Below are 17183 nucleotides of genomic sequence, written 5' to 3'. Positions count from 1 at the left end.
GAGTAACAGATGTTTGAACATTTGAGCAACCAAAACTTGGTTAAGCTATGCATAAGTTTTGTGATACTCTTTTTATTATCTGGGTGCGGGTGTATTAAGCCAGAAGATTCATCAGGCTTGCGTGAGAAATTGGATATAGTGTCAACAGAGCAGAAATGGGTTGATTCTGGAGTCTATATTTCGGATAAAATAAAAGTAACAGAGATTAATATAGTACCTAATAAGGTTAATTTTTGTTCGCAATATAAAGATTTTGCAATTGAACCTGGAGTAAGAAACGTTACATTACCGTTTGCGCTTAAAGCTGGCGATGCGATAAGCTTTAGTGTTGTTGGAAGTAAAATGTGTAAAAACAATAATGGCACGGTCACCTACAAAAAAATTGACGAAAATTGCGGTGAAGGGGAAAAGGAGTATTTTTCACATGTTTTAAATCAAGAGAAGTGTCAAGGTGAAATATGTCCTAATAAATATGAAATAGGCAATGCACAATGGTTAAATGGAAAAGAGTACTGGTCTTCAGAATTAGATCAAAGTGAAAGAGAGGAAATTAGAAATGTCATCGACTCTATAAAACAAAAAGGGGAAAATGTAGACTGTAGCAAGCTTTCAGAGAGCAGTGCAAGTAAGATAGATACGCGCATTTTAAATTTACTCTGTGGACGTATATGTAAATTTTCTTTCGGCAGCGGAGAAAAAGGTTGCGTATATATTGAATACAATAGTATAGAAGGTGAGATATTCAATACTTTAAATTCTAGAGGTGAATCTGTTATTGCTGAAATTATTGATAACTTATTAAAGGAAAAACGGGTAAAAACTGACATTACACTATTACGTGTTTACATGGATAATGAGGAATTTGAACACATTCCAGGAGGCGGTATATGTATTAACTGTGATCATAAGATAGATCGTAACCATCCAAAACCAGAGTTAACTTTTAGTTTAGGTGATGGTAAGGGCAAGGGTGGTTTCAACATAAGAGTAACAAGAATCCCTAATTTAGAAAAAAGCTTATATATAAGCGTTTCTGACAAATTTCCTGAGCGTGAGCCCGATGAAACTCAGGGAGATATACCTGTAGACATTAGCAAAGTTTATAATACTCAATATATGGAAGGCTTAAAAGAAAAGCTAAAGGACAAGAGTGGCACTATATATTACGGAATAAGAGATCATGGCTGTGATTATAAGAAAAATGAGGGTCAGTTTAGCATTAACCTTACAACTAAAGAGCCACCTGTAAGAACTTTTAGTGCGATATATAATTTTTTTGATGAAAAAGTAAAAACTGCATTTTTCGGTTCTAGCTACAAAGACACTAACGCGATTCACTCTGATACTAGCCCTGTGAAGTCTCTTTATCAAAGTTTTGTAGCATCAAATAGAACAAATACCATCAGATCTACAATAGTGTCGTTATTAGTATTATATATAGTTTTATACACCCTTTATTACTTTTTTGGATTGTCTCATGCTTCTATATATGAATTTTTAATTATATGTGTAAAGATAGGAGTTATTACCCAATTGCTGAACGATAACAGTTGGAGTTTTTTTTATAACAATGCATTTTCTATTTTTGTTAATGCTCCAAAACAGTTAATAGAAATAGCAAATTTCAGAGGTACAACATCAAATGTTTTTGAATTTCTTGATTTACCGCTCAATAGGTTTTTATCAGCACACTCAGTGTTACTAATAGTATCTCTTATATTCTCTGGTCCTTTGGGTATTGTATCGTTTTGCTTGGTGATTTGGGGTTTGATAACAGTGAGCTTATCGATGTTTAATGCCTTATTTTCTTTTATCACATCTATAGCAATAGTTGCATTATTGCTTTCCTTGGCGCCTCTTTTTATTATTTGCCTTCTATTTGGATATACTAGACAGATGTTTCACAATTGGGTCAAAAATTTAGCAAGATTTGCAATTCATCCGGTAGTGCTTTTAATTTTTATATCATTAATAAGCCAGGTTATGGATTATATTGTGTATTCGGTCTTTAATTTTGAGGTCTGCCCTACATGTATACTTAATCTTAACTTAAAGATTTTTAATCCTTGTATTATTTATGGTTATGCTTCCAAACATGCACCTAACATCACAGCTATGATGGCTTTTGTGATTTTGGGACATGCCATGAAAGCTTTAGTTGAGGCATCTTCAACAATATCTGATTCGTTGTTTGGTGTTTATGTAGCAAGCGAACCAGGAAGGCAATATCAGCAAAGCTTAATGGGAACAGTAGGTTTAGATGAACAAAGTATCCAAAGAAGAGCAGGTCAGCAATCTGGTACACCAAGTCGAAGACCTCAAATACCACAATCAGCTCAAAGATCAGCACCTAAAATACCGACAAACACAGGAAATCAATGATGAGCAGAAAATCATTATTATTGATACTATGTCTTGTAATTACTGGCTGCACAATGGATTGTGTTGAACCTGGGTTGCAGAGCAGAAATACTAGTGTCAGTATAGATGTTCCAGTTCGTGAAGGTGGCGAAGGAGTTAAAATTCATTGGGTTGATTCTGGTCAAGTAATTAGCAAGGATGAGAAAATCAAATTTACTCTTGGTGGGTCAGTAAATTTTTGTCCTCTTAAAGAAGGGAAAAATCCAAAGAGAGTACTTGTGCCCGCTGTATTTTGTGCTAATGATTTAATACCAAATTACAGTAATAAGTTAATTGATAATGCTAGTCTTGATGAACGAGAAATATGTGGGGATATAGGCTTTGGAAATAATGAATTCTATAGCAATAAACGTTATGTAGATACTGGAATTAAAGCAAATCCTGGTGATAAGTTAAGCTTTAGCTTAGTTCCCAGAGAGATAACGATTAATTATGACAATCCGGAAGGGAAAGGTATCAGTTTTGATGACAATTGCTATAGAGCTGAAGAAAATGGTAAAAAAGACAAAGCTACAATAAAAGACATGCTCAATGGAGGAACGTTCTTTTGTGGAGAAAGTGGTAAGAGGACTAAAGTAGAATTTCCTAAGATTAATAAAGAGAACATAGAAGAAAGAAGAGTGCTAGTTGGTAATGGCTACACTCCATATGATAATAAGGTACATTTTAATAAGGATTATATTCAAAATTCATGGATAAATGGTGCATTGTTAGATTTACGACGAACTAAAATAGGACTGGATAAATTATGTAATGGGAAAAAATGTGATTTTAATGAGATAAGCAAGTACAGCTCTTATGAGCTTAATTGTTACTATCAGAAGATATGTTATGCTAAACAAGGTATAGATTTTAATGGAAATTGTGTTTCTTCTGTAAGGTACAAAAATTATGATAAGAACAACAAATGTGATATATATTCTCATCTTAAAGGAGTTGAAGATAAACTTAAAAAGATTGAAGAAAATAAAGATAACACTGATTTTATATCAAACATTGAAGAAGAAACTGAAGATATCTCCTGGGCCGAAGCTCTTGTTGCAAAAATTGGCGATCTTGATGATCAGAATACTGTTCAATGTTTTCCAAAAAGAAAAGAAACAAGTGATGGCCTAGTATGCTCAAAAATAAGTGATAATTTTAGGGATTTTTCCTTAAAGTTAAATCATGACTACGGGGTAAATAAAAAGGTGAAACCTGGTAGTAGTGTAATGCTTGCTATAGCAAGCAATGGCAATTACTTTCTTCATAGAGGTGGATATCATGTTGAAGTAACTAGATCATGTAACTTCGATAGTGGCAAAAAATTGTATATGTACTTGGGTGATAGCCCGCCAGAAGATCCATCTGCTCGAAAGACTAATAATTTCAAAAAAGTAAAGAAATTAGATAAAATAACAGAGGATAATGTAGACTATTACATAATAGATGGAAGTCATTTAAAGGATAAAGAGTCTAAAAAGATATACTTTGGTATTAATGTAGAAAACGTAAAGAAAGATGATATTACGGACAAAGAAGGCAAATATTACGAAGATAACAAATACACAGTAAATTTATTTTTAAAAAGAAAAATAAACGATTTTATTTCATCAACTGTAAACAAGATTTTTGATTTCATAACAGACGGGGGTGAAGACGGAATTAAAATTCCATATGAAGGATATAGAAAGGGGCTTCTACAAGGAATAAGAGCTCTGCTTATTCTATACGTTATATTTACTGTTGTTGGCTATATGCTTGGAACAATACAATTAAGTAAATTCGATTTTATTATAAGAATATTCAAAATAGCATTTGTAGCTTTTGCTTTTAGTGATAGAAGTTGGGAATTCTTTGGTACAACTTTGTCTGGGCTTTTTGTTGATGGTAGCATTTATTTAGTTGATAGTTTTTCTGGCTATATAGGAGAAGGAGGTAAAAAATTTGCATTCTTAGATTTAACAGCGGGAGTATTATTTACAGGAGAAACATGGCTGAAATTTTTGTCTTTAATGCTATCAGGACCTTTTGGCTTTATTGCATTTTTGGCAATACTTTATGCTACTTTTGTGTTTTTAAGATGCATTATTAGTGCTACGTTTAAGTATGTAATATCTACTGTTTTAGTGGCATTTTTATTGTCATTAGCACCTTTATTTATCGTATTTATTCTATTTCAACAAACTAAAACATTATTTGATAATTGGATAAAAACGCTGGCTCATGTTTCATTGCAACCAGTCATTTTATTTTCATCCTTGTCTCTTTTAAATCAGTTAATGTATTCAGTTCTATACAACCTCACAAATTTTTCTGCATGCTATCAATGCTTAATTAGTGTAAATTTTTTATCGTATGATCTGTGTCTTATGAAATCAATATTACCTCTTGGGTATAGTCCTGGTAATAGTGTTGATGTTGCGCTCAGTACTGGAGAAAGGGCTGGTGGGCACTTTGCAGCATTACCTATAGATCTAATCCAGGCATTTATATATCTCATCATTGCTAGTGCAATGGAAGCTTTTGTTTCCATATCAGAAACTATGGCGCAGGTGTTGTTCAGCTCTGGTTATGGAGTTGCTCAAAGTGTTAGTCATATTTCTAGGAGCGCATCACAAGCTATGCTGTCAACTGTTGGCCTTGATGATAGAACCCAAAATATGATACATAACATCAAGCAGGGAATGAGTAAAGATCGTAGCAAAATTGAAGCTAAATTGCCTGATACACCAAAGCAAGCAGATGGGAAAGCGAGTACTGGCAGAGAAATGAGCAAATCTGAAACACTAAGTCAGCCAGATAAGCAAAAGGATTCTGATAAAACAAAAGGACAAGTCAAGGAAGATTGATGAGATATATGGAGTAACTAATTAAAAAGATATTTGAAGTAAGGTTTTAGAAATTTATTCTGTATTGGAAAAAGTTTAGGTATGCAATCACGCTTAGGCAAATGTTGGTTTAGGTTATTAATTTTGGTAATCTGTGTGCTGGTTACAGGTTGTAGTAAGAATGATATGCCTTTTCCAAGATGTATATCTGCTGATTATTTTGGTCCTGAACCGGTTGCAGTTGGTGCTCATTTTTCAAGAGATCACGATGCCTTTGTTCCCGAAGATAAGGAAATTATTGACTATGATACTGGTGAAGTCAATTATGGTTTTCACTCTAATCAAGTGGTGAAGTGGAAAGATACTGGATTTGAAACCAATGGAGATAGTTTAGTAGTACGAGTAAATGGTGCATGGACATCTTGGAGTAATAATAATAAGAAAGAATCTAAAGGTAGTTATAATTTGCAAAGCTTGGAACAGCTAAAATATGCGACTAAGTTTGAAGGCGAGTCAGGTGATAATAGTCTACCTGACTTTCACTTAGTTTGTAATGATTATAAACCTAGCATACAAAAATTTTCAAGTAAGCCTAAAGCAAGTTGCACTGTAAATTGCAAGTGCATTAATGAAGATGATAGCGCAAATACAGTATCACGTGGTGCTCCATGTTGGTTTACCAACGGTCATGGTGCTTATCTTTTGTTTAAAACGGGGAAAGATGATCCTAACGAAAATCTAAAGTTAATGCGCGATCCTCAATATCCTACTGTACATCTAGGTTACAACTCCATGGCAGAAAATGGGAGCGGTCTTTTTACTTTAGACAGAGATAGCACTAAATTAAAAGACAGAAATTGTGCCCCGGTGAAATTAAAAAAGGGATGGAAAATATATGTAAAAATATTAGATAGATATTACTTAGATAATGCAGGTGGCTACTCTTTTGAGTTCTTAAGTGGAGTGCAGCAGCCAAGTAGTTTTGGGTTTTTTGATTACATTTATAACTATCTAAAATGTGTGTTATTGATTAACGAAAATTGTAAAAAGCATTTTGATAGCAATGATCCTGCAGCTGCACAAGCGATGTTTCAAAATATAGCTGAAAAAAGTACGAGCTTTCACAATTTTGTTCTTTCCTTGCTTGTTCTATTTATAGTGATTTCATCGCTTCTTTATCTTTTTGGAATGATAAGAGAAACTAAGCATGATATGCTCATCAGAATGATGAAAATCACTCTAGTAATAGTGCTTATATCTCCTGGAAGTTTTAGATTTTTCTATGATCATTTTCTTGTTTTATTTGTTAAAGGTCTTGAACAATTGATAAGCATAATTACTAATTTTGCTCCCAACATGAACACCGGAGGTAATTCAAACGTTGCTCAAGGAAATGAAGCTAAATTGTTTAGCTTCATGGAGGATATGTTTAATAAGTTTTTTGCTTACTCTGTTTGGAAAAAGTTTGCAGCATTTTTACATTATCAAATGTGGGCAAGTCTCCTTATGATACCGGCAATTTTTATAGGGATTGTCTTATATTTCCTGCTGTGTATGTATGCTTACATAATATTCCTTTCTGGTTTTATGGGTATAGCTTTTCTTGTAGCTATAATGCCGCTATTCCTAATCTCTATTTTATTTTCACCACTGAAAAGTCTATTTGAGGGTTGGATAAAATTCTGTATTAGTTTCTGTTTGCAATCAATTATGATATTTACCCTGCTGTCATTACTTGCTGCGATGATAATGAATACCTTTTATAAACAGTTAGGCTTTACTGTGTGCTATAATAAATGGCTTGAAATAAAGTTATGTGCTCCAAAATGGGTATTTGGTGGTTTTTGTATAATTGATAAAGAATACTTTAGCTGGACTCCAGGGCAAATTTTTGTACCTTATGCTATTGGAGAGGCTTCTCCATTGAACGTAGATAAGAATATAGAAGGTATAGAAAAACTAAGCAGAATAGGTGGTACAGTAAAGTTTACTGGTGGCGCTGGATATATCCCTCTTCCACCAGATTACATTAATAAAGGTTTTCGTTATATAGATTATCCTTTCTTTAATCCAATTCCTGGAACTAAAGATAATCCAGCAGACCACTATATTGCGGAAAGTGATATGATAGTTAGTAATGGCTGTAGTGCAAAAGATCTAGTACGCTTAACAAATAGTTTATCTCATGCATCAGAGAGGGCTGACATTATATTACTGATCAACAATATAGAGAAAAGGATAGGTGATGTTAGTGAAATAATAAAACGCTACTGTCAAGATATAAATAAATGCAATAGTTATAGGGAAATAATTAATGAAATAAGATCTTTAGTGCGGAGTGCGATAAAAAAACAAGGTTGTAGAATACTGAAACTTCATGATTTATATAAGGATCCCAACAGTGAATACTGTCAGAAATGTAAAGATTGTGAGGATTGCAAAAATTATAAAGAAAATAGTGATTACCAAAGGGTGCAAGACATACAGAGAGGTTATTTAATCAACCCAGGAGAGATCTTTGTATTGTTCTTGCTTTCGTTTTTGATGTTTTCTTTGAAGGAGTTTGTACAACAGATGGGCTCAAGCATTGCCGGTGGTGGGTTTGGTGTTTACAATATATCTAGTATGTATCAAGCATCACCTGTGACTGGTTTAATGCAGGGATTAAAACAACAGATGCAAGATAAAATTGGTGGAGGGCTAGAGTCTTTAGGTAATTGGGCTACTCATGTACCGGACAGATTAGCTGGAGGTACAGCTAATTTGCTAGGTAGAATACCAGGAGTTGGGGGTGTGCTGAAATATGCTATTAATGTGCCACGTAAGCTTGTAGGTGCTACTATTGAAGCAACAAAATTTGCAACATCACCTAAAAATGATGTTGATAAGCTTGAGGAAAAAATCTACAGGGCGTTTGGAATTGATAAAGAAGATATTGCACATAGAAGAATTGATAAATATTTAGAATATTATAAAGGATATGTAGGATCACATTTGGGCTATACAATAGAAGATGCTATGAAGTTTACTTGGGAACATGGTCTCGACTCTATAGGAATTAACCCTGCTACAGGAGAAAAGGATGGTTACCAGCATAATCTACTCTATAGAGCAAAAACATATAGACGGGAATTTCTTGAGAAGCTTCATGACTACACTATTGGCCGCAAGAGAGAACCAGAAGAAGATGAATCATCAAAAGAAAATAAGCCTAATCAATCAAATCGAAAATTAGGTGCGGAACCAGAAACCCTAAAAAACACTACAGAAGCTATACGTGCCGGAGAAGATAGAGAGCGTCAAGATAATGAAAGGAATGAAAACATAGAGAATGATGAAGAATCGTAATTTCAAAGGGCTAAGTTATTATGGTCTTCAGCAAGACGAAGATGATAATATCAAGTTAAACGATTACAATGATGTTTTAAATGCGCGCAGAGCGAGGGTAGATTTGTTACTAGATAGCACTAAGCAAGGTGATGTTAGTCTTTCAAAGCTAAATAAAGCTCTGAATGAGAGACTTATAGATGATAAAGGGCTATCGTCAGAATTTGACAAAGAAGACAAAGAAATTGCACAGAAGGAGCTTAAGATGTTCTCTATTTTAGACGATCTTGATAATCTTGCAAACATTGAAAGTGAAGATCTATTAGAGGTTAGTTTGTTACTATCAGATCTTAGTTTTATAGAGAGAAATATTGTGTTGAATGCCGATCAGAGTTCTGATCTAATAGGGTTCAAAAGTCTATTTATAGAAAAAAAAGCATCTGGTGAGGAATATAGTGATGAAGAGTGTCACAATTTCCTCGATAGTATAGAGAAAATCAATACTTTAATTAAGTTAGAGTTAGAAAGTAGAATTGAAGGGATGGGTCATGATGAAAAAAACAACCATGATGATTTACAAGACGAGATTGGTCGTGCAATCAGTATAGAAAATAAATCAAAGAAAAGCGATTGATCTTGCGTTCCTCCACAAGCAACCTTCTTTCTATTAGACTGCTGAAGCTATGTTGACATTAAATGTGTATTATAAATAATTAGTTAACTTCGAACTTGTTTTATATGTTACGTGTTATTGCGGGTAAATATCGTGGAAGAAAAATAACTACAGGCAAGAATTTAGCTGCACGGCCCACTATGAGTAGTGTCCGAGAAGCAATATTTAGTATACTTTCTTCAAGAAAACCTATTTATAACCTAAATGTACTTGATTTATTCTGCGGAAGTGGCTCTTTTTCATTTGAAGCACTTTCTCGAGGTGCTAAACATGCATTCATGGTAGATTCAGATTATTACAATTTGCAACTGCCTAAAAAAACAGCAGAAGATTTTGGAATTACGAACGATATCACGTTAATTTGTTGCAATGCTAACGGATTACCAAGACCTATTTCAAAGTGCGATATAGTTTTTATGGACCCACCTTATAATATCAATCTGGTTAACTCAACTTTAGACGAGTTAGCTCACTCAGGCTGGTTAAATGATAATGCGTTAATAATTCTAGAAATGAGGAAAAATGAAGGTTTTGAGTGCAATAAAAACTTCAATATAGTTGTGGAGCGTACCTACGGTATTGCAAAAATAATTTTTCTTTCTTCACTCACTTGAATTTCTTTTGTAAACATCTATAGCTAAGCTAAGTAAGATTTTTCCGAGGACTGAAAGAAGAAATCAATTCGTTTTGGTGGGAATAGGGTGTGTAACAGCAAATCAATACGAGTTGATATACTAGAAGAAGCAGTATGGAAAGAAATGAAGATGGTACTCAAAGAACCAGAGGCAATGACAAAGGTTAGACTTTTAAAATATGAAAATAAGCAGGTAAAGGATGAGATTGAAAAACGCGCAGATAAAATAGAACAAGGTATAGAAAGATTAGCTTATGTATATGCAAGGGGTCATATAACGAAGGAAAAGTATGACTTAGAAGTTGAGAGCATGGAAAAGGAGTTAAAGGAATCAGAGATCAAAGGGAAGAAGCTATCGATGAAAAGAGGCTACAGAGAGAATTAGATTTTATCACAAACAGTGTAGAAAGTTTTTCCTCTGAGAGAGCTTAATCAAGCAGACTATGAAACTAAACTTGATATAATAAGAAAGTTAGTTCAACGCATTGAAATTGACGATGATAACGTACATATAGTGTTTCGATTGAAAGAACTTGCTTTCGAAAGGCAAAAAAAAGTGTTCAACATTGTATCGGGATTCCAGACTCATGTTTCAATGTTAAACAAGGTACAATAGAATTGAGTAGGGTAATTTCTAGGGAATTATTATATTCTAGAAAAAGTAAAATGTCATCCAGATAGACTAATATACAAGGTAAGCTGAATGTCTATAAGGAAAAACAGCAAGGCATTTTAGGATTTGCTATAATCACATCAGGAGCTCAAGAGTACAGCTTACAATTACAGATAGGTATAGTTGAGTTTAAAGTAACTACATCAATTTACTACAATTTTCAAACCTATAAGCTGCTATGCAACAAAGCCCTGTGTGGGTATAATTTTGACAGGATACAAAGCTTAATGGAGAAAGTTACGAACATCAGTGAAAAACATGGCAATTTTATTCTCATTTGCAGCTGCTATCACGTCTTGATCTTTCAATGAGCCACCTGGCTGAATTATAGCTGTAATTCCATGCTTTGCACTCTCTACTATACTATCTGGAAATGGAAAAAATGCATCTGAAGCAAGCGCTGCGCCTTTACATTTTTCACCTGCTTTTTTTACTGCAATATTCACACTATCTATTCTGCTTGTTTGTCCTGCACCGATGCCAATAGCACAACCGTCTTTTGCTATCACTATTGCATTGGATTTTACATGTTTACATATTTTCCAAGCAAAAATAAGATCTTCCTTCTCTTTTTTTGTTGTAGTGCATTCTGTCACTCGGTTTATTTCTTCTACTTTTACTGTATGGTTATTATTTTCTTGCACTAAGAACCCGCCAACAACATTTTTGATTTGATATTTTGCATTTTGCTGAAGAGATTGATGAATAATCACTCTTAAATTTTTCTTTTTTTGTAAAATTTTTAGTGCCTCATTGTTTACCGATGGTGCTATCACCACTTCCAAAAATATCTCGTTTAATTTCTCTGCTAGCTTTAAATCTATCTCCCGATTGAAAGCAACTATTCCACCAAAACTGCTTATTTCATCACATGATAGAGCTTTTTCATATGCTTTTAAAGCACTATCACTAACAGCAGCGCCACATGGATTATTGTGCTTTATTATCACTGCTGCAGGTTCTTGAAACTCAGAAATTATGTTAAGTGCAGACTCTATGTCGACTATATTATTATAGCTCAACTCTTTTCCATGTATTTTCTCCAGTGGATACTTGCTAAATTGATTGCTATAAAATGCAGCTTTTTGATGAGGGTTTTCACCATACCTGAGTCCTTGTGCTTTACATCCATATAAAGTAAAAAACTCTGGTAACTCATTGCTTTTACCCTGTGATAAAAACCAATTGTGAATATTAGAATCATACTGTGCAGTCAGAGCAAATGCTTTAGTTGCTAGATGTTTTCTATATTCTAATGTTGTCTGATTGTTATTTTTGATCATCTCAGCTTTCAGTGTTTCGTAATCTTGAATGCTAGAAATCACTGAAGTGAAATGAAAGTTTTTTGCTGTAGCTCTAATTAATGCTACTCCACCTATATCTATTTGTTCTATGATTTGCTTCTTACTTGAGTTGCTATTAACCGTTTTCCAAAATGGATATAAGTTAGTTATAAGCAGATCTATCGGCTTAATTTCTAGATTCTGCATTTCCTTTTCGTGCCTTTTTCGATCACAGAGTATTCCTCCATGAATTTTAGGATGTAAAGTTTTCACTCTGCCATCTAGTATTTCTGGAAATTGTGTGTAATCTGAAACTTCTTGCGTTTTTATTCCCGCACCTGATAGCACTTTATAAGTATTCCCTGTTGAGAGAATTTCTATTTGTTGCTGCATCAAAAACGATGCAAGTTCAATTATATTTGTCTTATCGTATACTGATATTAAAGCTCTTTTAATTTTCATATGGAAGGTTTCTTAAGATTATATCTAAGAAAAGAAAATTTGTCTATATATAGCTACTACGTCATACCGCCACGTTATCCACAACTGTACGAACATTGTGATACAAGAGACCAAGAAAGATGTCATCCCAGTGCCCAGACACTGGGATCCAGAAAACTTAACTTTAAATGAACACACCAGGTGGCTGTACAATAGAAACTGGATTCCAGTGGGCTTTGTTGCATAGGTCAAATAAAAAGAACTGGCAGTTACTGACAAAATTCACTATAAGACAAGCATTTAACCTACTAAAGAAAAATATGCCACAAAAAATGAGAGTCAGTAACTGCCATGAATATAACAAATTTCTCCAAGAGAGGGGAAATATTTTTTATTACGTCAATGATGCCATAGAAAATTGGTACGAAAAAGGTCCAAAAATGGCTGGTGGCAACTATATTTATAGCGATAAGGTCGTGATTCTGGTTCACATAATAACTTGTTTATTTAGAATAGGTCTGAGACAAACAGCGGGATTTATAGCAGGGTACCTTGAGCAAGTAAGGAAAAACTTGCAAGTTATTAGCTATTCCCAGGCCTCAAGAAGGCTTAAAAAACTTAACATCAAAATTAATGATCGAAGACATGATAAAAATAATACAGAAGATATTGAGATTGCCATAGATAGTACTGGAATAAGCATCTACAATAATATTCCAGGTCATAGCAAGGCAAATGGTACAGATAGAAAGTATCGCCGCTATGAGCAAACAAGAAAACTGCATGTAATGCTAGAGATAGGTAGCAAAAAAGTTATAGCAGCAAAATACAGTGGCGGAGTTTATTCTGACCACTATGGAGCATGTGATCTTATTGCAAGGATTGATATTAAATATAATATAAGCACACTATATGCAGACAGGGCATATAATCGAAAGAAGTTATACAAACTGTGCGATGAGCTTGACATAAAGACAAGGATTCCTCCGCAAAATAATGCAGTAGAGCATCCAAAGTTGGATTATATGGATGAGAGAAATTCTACAATCAAGCTCATAAAGTCATATGATGAAGATGGTATGAAGAGGTGGAAAAAAGAGATAAATTATGGGAAGAGATCTTATATAGAAAGTTTTTTCTCGCGACTGAAGCAAACATTTGGGTTTAGTTTTAGAAACAAATCTGAGGTTAATCGTGAGAGAGAACTGCTACTCAAGTGTTATTTGCTTAACAAATTTACTGATATAGGCATGGCTAAATTTGAGATAGCTTCATGAATTTATTCCACGTTACCTACTATCCGAAGAGTGATGCAACAAAGCCCGCTGGAATCAAGATGAAAAAAATGGATCCCAGTGTCGGGGCACTGGGACGACAGGAAAAGGAAACGCTGGAATGAAAATAGAAGATCTAATTCCTTATATCAATTAATTCTCATCCACCTTTTATGTTACATAAACTCATCACTTTTATAAAACATCTCATTAAAATCATTCAAAATTCCAAAATCTTGATTTTTAATAAATAGATGATCATTTGTAATGTATGCTTCAGAAAGAGTGATCGGCTTTCCATCAAGATTGGAATCTTGCACATAAACTTTATTATACAGAGCTATCATTTGATTATAATTGTATTTCCCAGCAGTATACTGACTACTTAAGTTTTGATAAAGATTATCTATGTCTTGACCTTGAGCTTGCAGCACCGCCTTATATTTACCATCTCCAATAGCTTCACCCACTTTGATTTTTAAAGGATGTTGTGACTCTTCTTTCACATTATCTATAACAATTGTTTCCTCTTGCTTCTCTTCGTTTCCTCTTATCGATCTTTTACTCCTTTCTTCAATTACAGGTTGATCTGCTGGCATTTGGTCTATATCGTTAGATTCTTCTTCTTGCATAGTAATTTTTTTGAGATAGCTAAGCATATCCTTTCCAGCTTTTTCCCAAGTTGCAGCTTCTTTTGAAAGCTCACGATAATAAGAATCTTTATCGCCTTTGCTATCTATTACATCTCTTGCTAGTCCTTTCTCTTCTGCCCATAACTCAGCATGTTCAACAAGTGTCCTGCCATCTTTGCCTACAACGTCAACGTCAGCTTTGTTTTTTATTAGATATTCTATTGTATCTAACTTTCCATGCCTCACTGCATGAACTAAAGGCGTCCAACCATCATTATCCCGAGCATTAATATTCGCACCTTTTTCAACTAACTGCTCTATCATCTTCTTATTCCCAAGATCAACAGCAAGATGCAAAGGTGTTAAGCCGTAGCTATCCTGAATATCAATATCCGCATTGTGCTCTATGAGATATTTAACTACTTCCATATTTTTCATGTGCATGGCAAAATGTAGTGGAGATTTACCAGAGCCAATATCACGGGTATCAACATCTATACCACGATCTATTAAGTATTTAGCAATTTCCGTATGTTTTAGCTCAATTGCATAGTGCAACAGTGTTTGAGCTGACGTGTTCTTGATACCAAGATCTGCGCCATGCTCAATTAAACTCTTAACTATTTCCGCATTCCCTAGCTTAATAGCAGCAAGTAACGGAAAAGTATAATAACTTTTACTATTAGGATCTGCGTTATGATCTAATAGATACTTCACTATTTCTGTATTACCTGAATAAATAGCACTGTATAATGGCGTTTTGGAATAAGCATCTTTAATATTAGAATTTGCACCACGATCTATTAAGTATTTAGCTATCTCTATATTTCCAGACTCAATAGCATAGTGTAAAGGTGTCTTATAATAGACATATTTAGTATTAGTTTTCTGATAATAATTGTCATGAACATTAAGATTTGCTCCATGATCAATAAGATATTTTGCTACTTCCGTATTTCCTGACTGAATGGCATAATGTAGTGGCGTTTGTCCATTATGGTCTCTTGTATCAATATATGAATTGTGTTTTAGTAGCATTGCTACTTTGCTTAAATCTCCCAATGAAGCAGCAAAATGTAAACTCGTCGCACCTGTTACCTTATTTATCTCGTTTACTTTTCCTATAGTGTTTTCTACATTATTGTCATCAATATTCACCTTTAAGAAAGGCTGTTTATTATACTTCATCACTTTTGTTGTCACAGCTTTTCCTTGTTCGTCTGTAATCACTTTTTTAGCAGCTTGTATGTTGTCTTCTCTACTAATACTTGATTTAGGTTCTATCTTGGTTTTATCACCACTTACATTATGTACTGGACTATAACCATATACACCCTTGCCTGCACTTTGTTGGCTTGTTGAACTTTCAACACTGTTAGATTCAACAACATTATATTCCATATGTTGTTCACCACTCAGCTCAGCCTTAACCCATTTTTTAAATTCTTGATCATAACCTTTCAGCTCAGCCAAAAAATCCTCAAATAATTTATTACCTTGAGACCTATTTGCACCAGATTTAGAAAGGCTCTTGAGCAAATTATCAATCATATCTGGGTGTTTATCTTCAAGAAATTTGATCACTTGTTCAGCATCCGAATGATAATGTTCCCCTTTATTACTCCAAATATTATTGCGCAATATTTCATCTGGTTTGAGACCTTTATTCTTTATTGCAATCAAGGCCTCTTTATCTCCATGGTCATTGACATGCCGACCATCTTCTAAACTTGCCATATAGTTAGCAACCCCTTCATGCATAGCCTTAGATAAGACATCACCTGTACCATAATAGGAATTAATGATAGTTAAGGCGTGTCCCAATTCGTGTTTCAAAGTTTTACACGAGTCATCAAATTGGTCTTGTAGATAAAAATAAACATGAATTTCTGAGCCACGCCCTTGAACTGTTAAGCCAGAAGCGCCTTTATAGTTAACGTTCAACTCCTTAAGATAATTTTCGTAGTCACTCTTTGTATTAAATACGAAAACATTAACTTTATTTGGTATGTTGTGCCAAGGCTGAGAATTATTAATGCCAAATGCTGAATCAAAATCTTTTATAGTACTCTCGATGGCATTTTTTACACTACTCAATTTGCTCTGAGTTAATTCCTCATCATCATATTTTATATTTATTTGAAGCTTGTGTTCGCCGAAAGTCATAACTTCACTATCTGGCACAAGATCTGCCACAATTTTATCGCCACTTTTTACATCCATCCACTGCTTAAATTCTTTTTCAACTTCTGAGTTATTCAAAAGATGCTTGAATTTTGATATCGCTTCTACTCTATCGAAGGACATCTCAGTAAGCAATTGCTCTATGAATTGAGGATGTTTTTCTTGTAGGAATGTCACTAAGCAATCTGATATTCTATAGTCGTTAGACATACTTGCTATTTTATATGGTGTATCATGCCCAGATTCATGCATTTTATTGTATGCTTCTTTTGTATAATGCATATCGCGAGTGCTTTCTTTTTTAGCTGCATCATAGCTCCACATGAAAAGCTTCATACCGGTACGTAAAACTTCAGGTACTGTATCCATATTACCGGTAGAGTACTCAAGAAATGCATCGCTCATTTTTTCCATTAAAATTTTAGATTTTGCACAAAGTAAGCCATTTACATCTCCAACAATAAAAGTCTTTGCTATCGTGCCGTCAGCTTCGTGTGTTCTTACTGTTCCACCACCCCATAATTCTCTATGGTCCTTACCACCTGAAAGTTCCTTGATGTGAGCTTTGTAATCATCGTAATTTTTCAGCACATAAAGCTGTAATTTTACTGGACCAGAATGAACGCTTTTTTGTGAATAGAAATTATCAGACCAGGCTCCGTAAGCATCTTTTACAGTTTGTTTTATATACTCAGGGGTATAACTAGCTAATCCCCCATATTTTACTTCTATTGTAAGCTGATCGTTTATTACTATACTTTCTTTATTTAGAAATAATTTTTTAATCAAAGTTTGTGATTTATCATATTCAGAATTTGTTTTAAATTTCAT

The 17183-nt window shown here is 34.1% G+C and carries 9 protein-coding genes and 1 pseudogene; 8 read left to right on the top strand and 2 right to left on the bottom strand.

What is annotated here, in order from left to right:
• Positions 1 to 9: 9 nt before the first annotated feature.
• The 6 genes from ABWU52_RS06670 to ABWU52_RS06645 all read left to right on the top strand — a co-directional run bounded on the left by ABWU52_RS06670 (position 10) and on the right by ABWU52_RS06645 (position 10250).
• Positions 10 to 2382 carry a type IV secretion system protein gene (locus ABWU52_RS06670; protein WP_353276737.1) on the top strand — a complete coding sequence of 791 codons (2373 nt, stop codon included), beginning with the start codon at positions 10 to 12 and terminating at the stop codon, positions 2380 to 2382.
• Complete coding sequence (locus tag ABWU52_RS06665; RefSeq protein WP_353276736.1) at positions 2379 to 5252, top strand: type IV secretion system protein; 2874 nt, start codon at positions 2379 to 2381, stop codon at positions 5250 to 5252. The genes ABWU52_RS06670 and ABWU52_RS06665 overlap by 4 nt, the downstream gene beginning before the upstream one ends.
• Positions 5253 to 5333: 81 nt before the next feature.
• Positions 5334 to 8579, top strand: a complete 3246-nt coding sequence (locus ABWU52_RS06660) for a type IV secretion system protein (protein WP_353276734.1) — start codon at positions 5334 to 5336, stop codon at positions 8577 to 8579.
• Entirely contained in the window at positions 8563 to 9192 is a 630-nt protein-coding gene (locus ABWU52_RS06655; RefSeq protein WP_353276733.1) for a hypothetical protein, read from the top strand. Before ABWU52_RS06660 ends, ABWU52_RS06655 begins: the two co-directional genes overlap by 17 nt.
• Before the next feature lie 104 nt (positions 9193 to 9296).
• On the top strand, positions 9297 to 9845 hold the full coding sequence (rsmD, locus tag ABWU52_RS06650) for a 16S rRNA (guanine(966)-N(2))-methyltransferase RsmD (RefSeq protein WP_353276731.1): 549 nt from the start codon (positions 9297 to 9299) through the stop codon (positions 9843 to 9845).
• A gap of 87 nt (positions 9846 to 9932) precedes the next feature.
• Positions 9933 to 10250: a hypothetical protein gene (locus ABWU52_RS06645; protein ID WP_353276729.1), complete on the top strand. Its 318-nt coding sequence runs from the start codon at positions 9933 to 9935 to the stop codon at positions 10248 to 10250.
• Positions 10251 to 10762: 512 nt separating this feature from the next.
• Here ABWU52_RS06645 and purH read toward each other — a convergent pair.
• Complete coding sequence (gene purH, locus ABWU52_RS06640; RefSeq protein ID WP_353276728.1) at positions 10763 to 12283, bottom strand: bifunctional phosphoribosylaminoimidazolecarboxamide formyltransferase/IMP cyclohydrolase; 1521 nt, start codon at positions 12281 to 12283, stop codon at positions 10763 to 10765.
• A 76-nt stretch (positions 12284 to 12359) separates the two neighbouring features.
• Between purH and ABWU52_RS06635 the strand changes: the two are divergent.
• Together ABWU52_RS06635 and ABWU52_RS06630 are read left to right on the top strand one after the other, a co-directional pair.
• A pseudogene (locus ABWU52_RS06635) lies at positions 12360 to 12494 on the top strand (WPE palindromic element domain-containing protein); the annotation flags it as partial.
• Positions 12451 to 13539 carry an IS5 family transposase gene (locus ABWU52_RS06630; protein ID WP_353276725.1) on the top strand — a complete coding sequence of 363 codons (1089 nt, stop codon included), beginning with the start codon at positions 12451 to 12453 and terminating at the stop codon, positions 13537 to 13539. The pseudogene ABWU52_RS06635 and the gene ABWU52_RS06630, both read left to right, overlap by 44 nt.
• A 173-nt stretch (positions 13540 to 13712) precedes the next feature.
• Here ABWU52_RS06630 and ABWU52_RS06625 read toward each other — a convergent pair whose 3' ends face one another.
• Entirely contained in the window at positions 13713 to 17183 is a 3471-nt protein-coding gene (locus ABWU52_RS06625; RefSeq protein ID WP_353276723.1) for an ankyrin repeat domain-containing protein, read from the bottom strand.

The organism is Wolbachia endosymbiont (group B) of Villa cingulata (assembly GCF_964028285.1).
In the GTDB taxonomy this organism is placed as follows: domain Bacteria; phylum Pseudomonadota; class Alphaproteobacteria; order Rickettsiales; family Anaplasmataceae; genus Wolbachia.
This window is presented reverse-complemented; position numbering and strand designations above follow the sequence as displayed.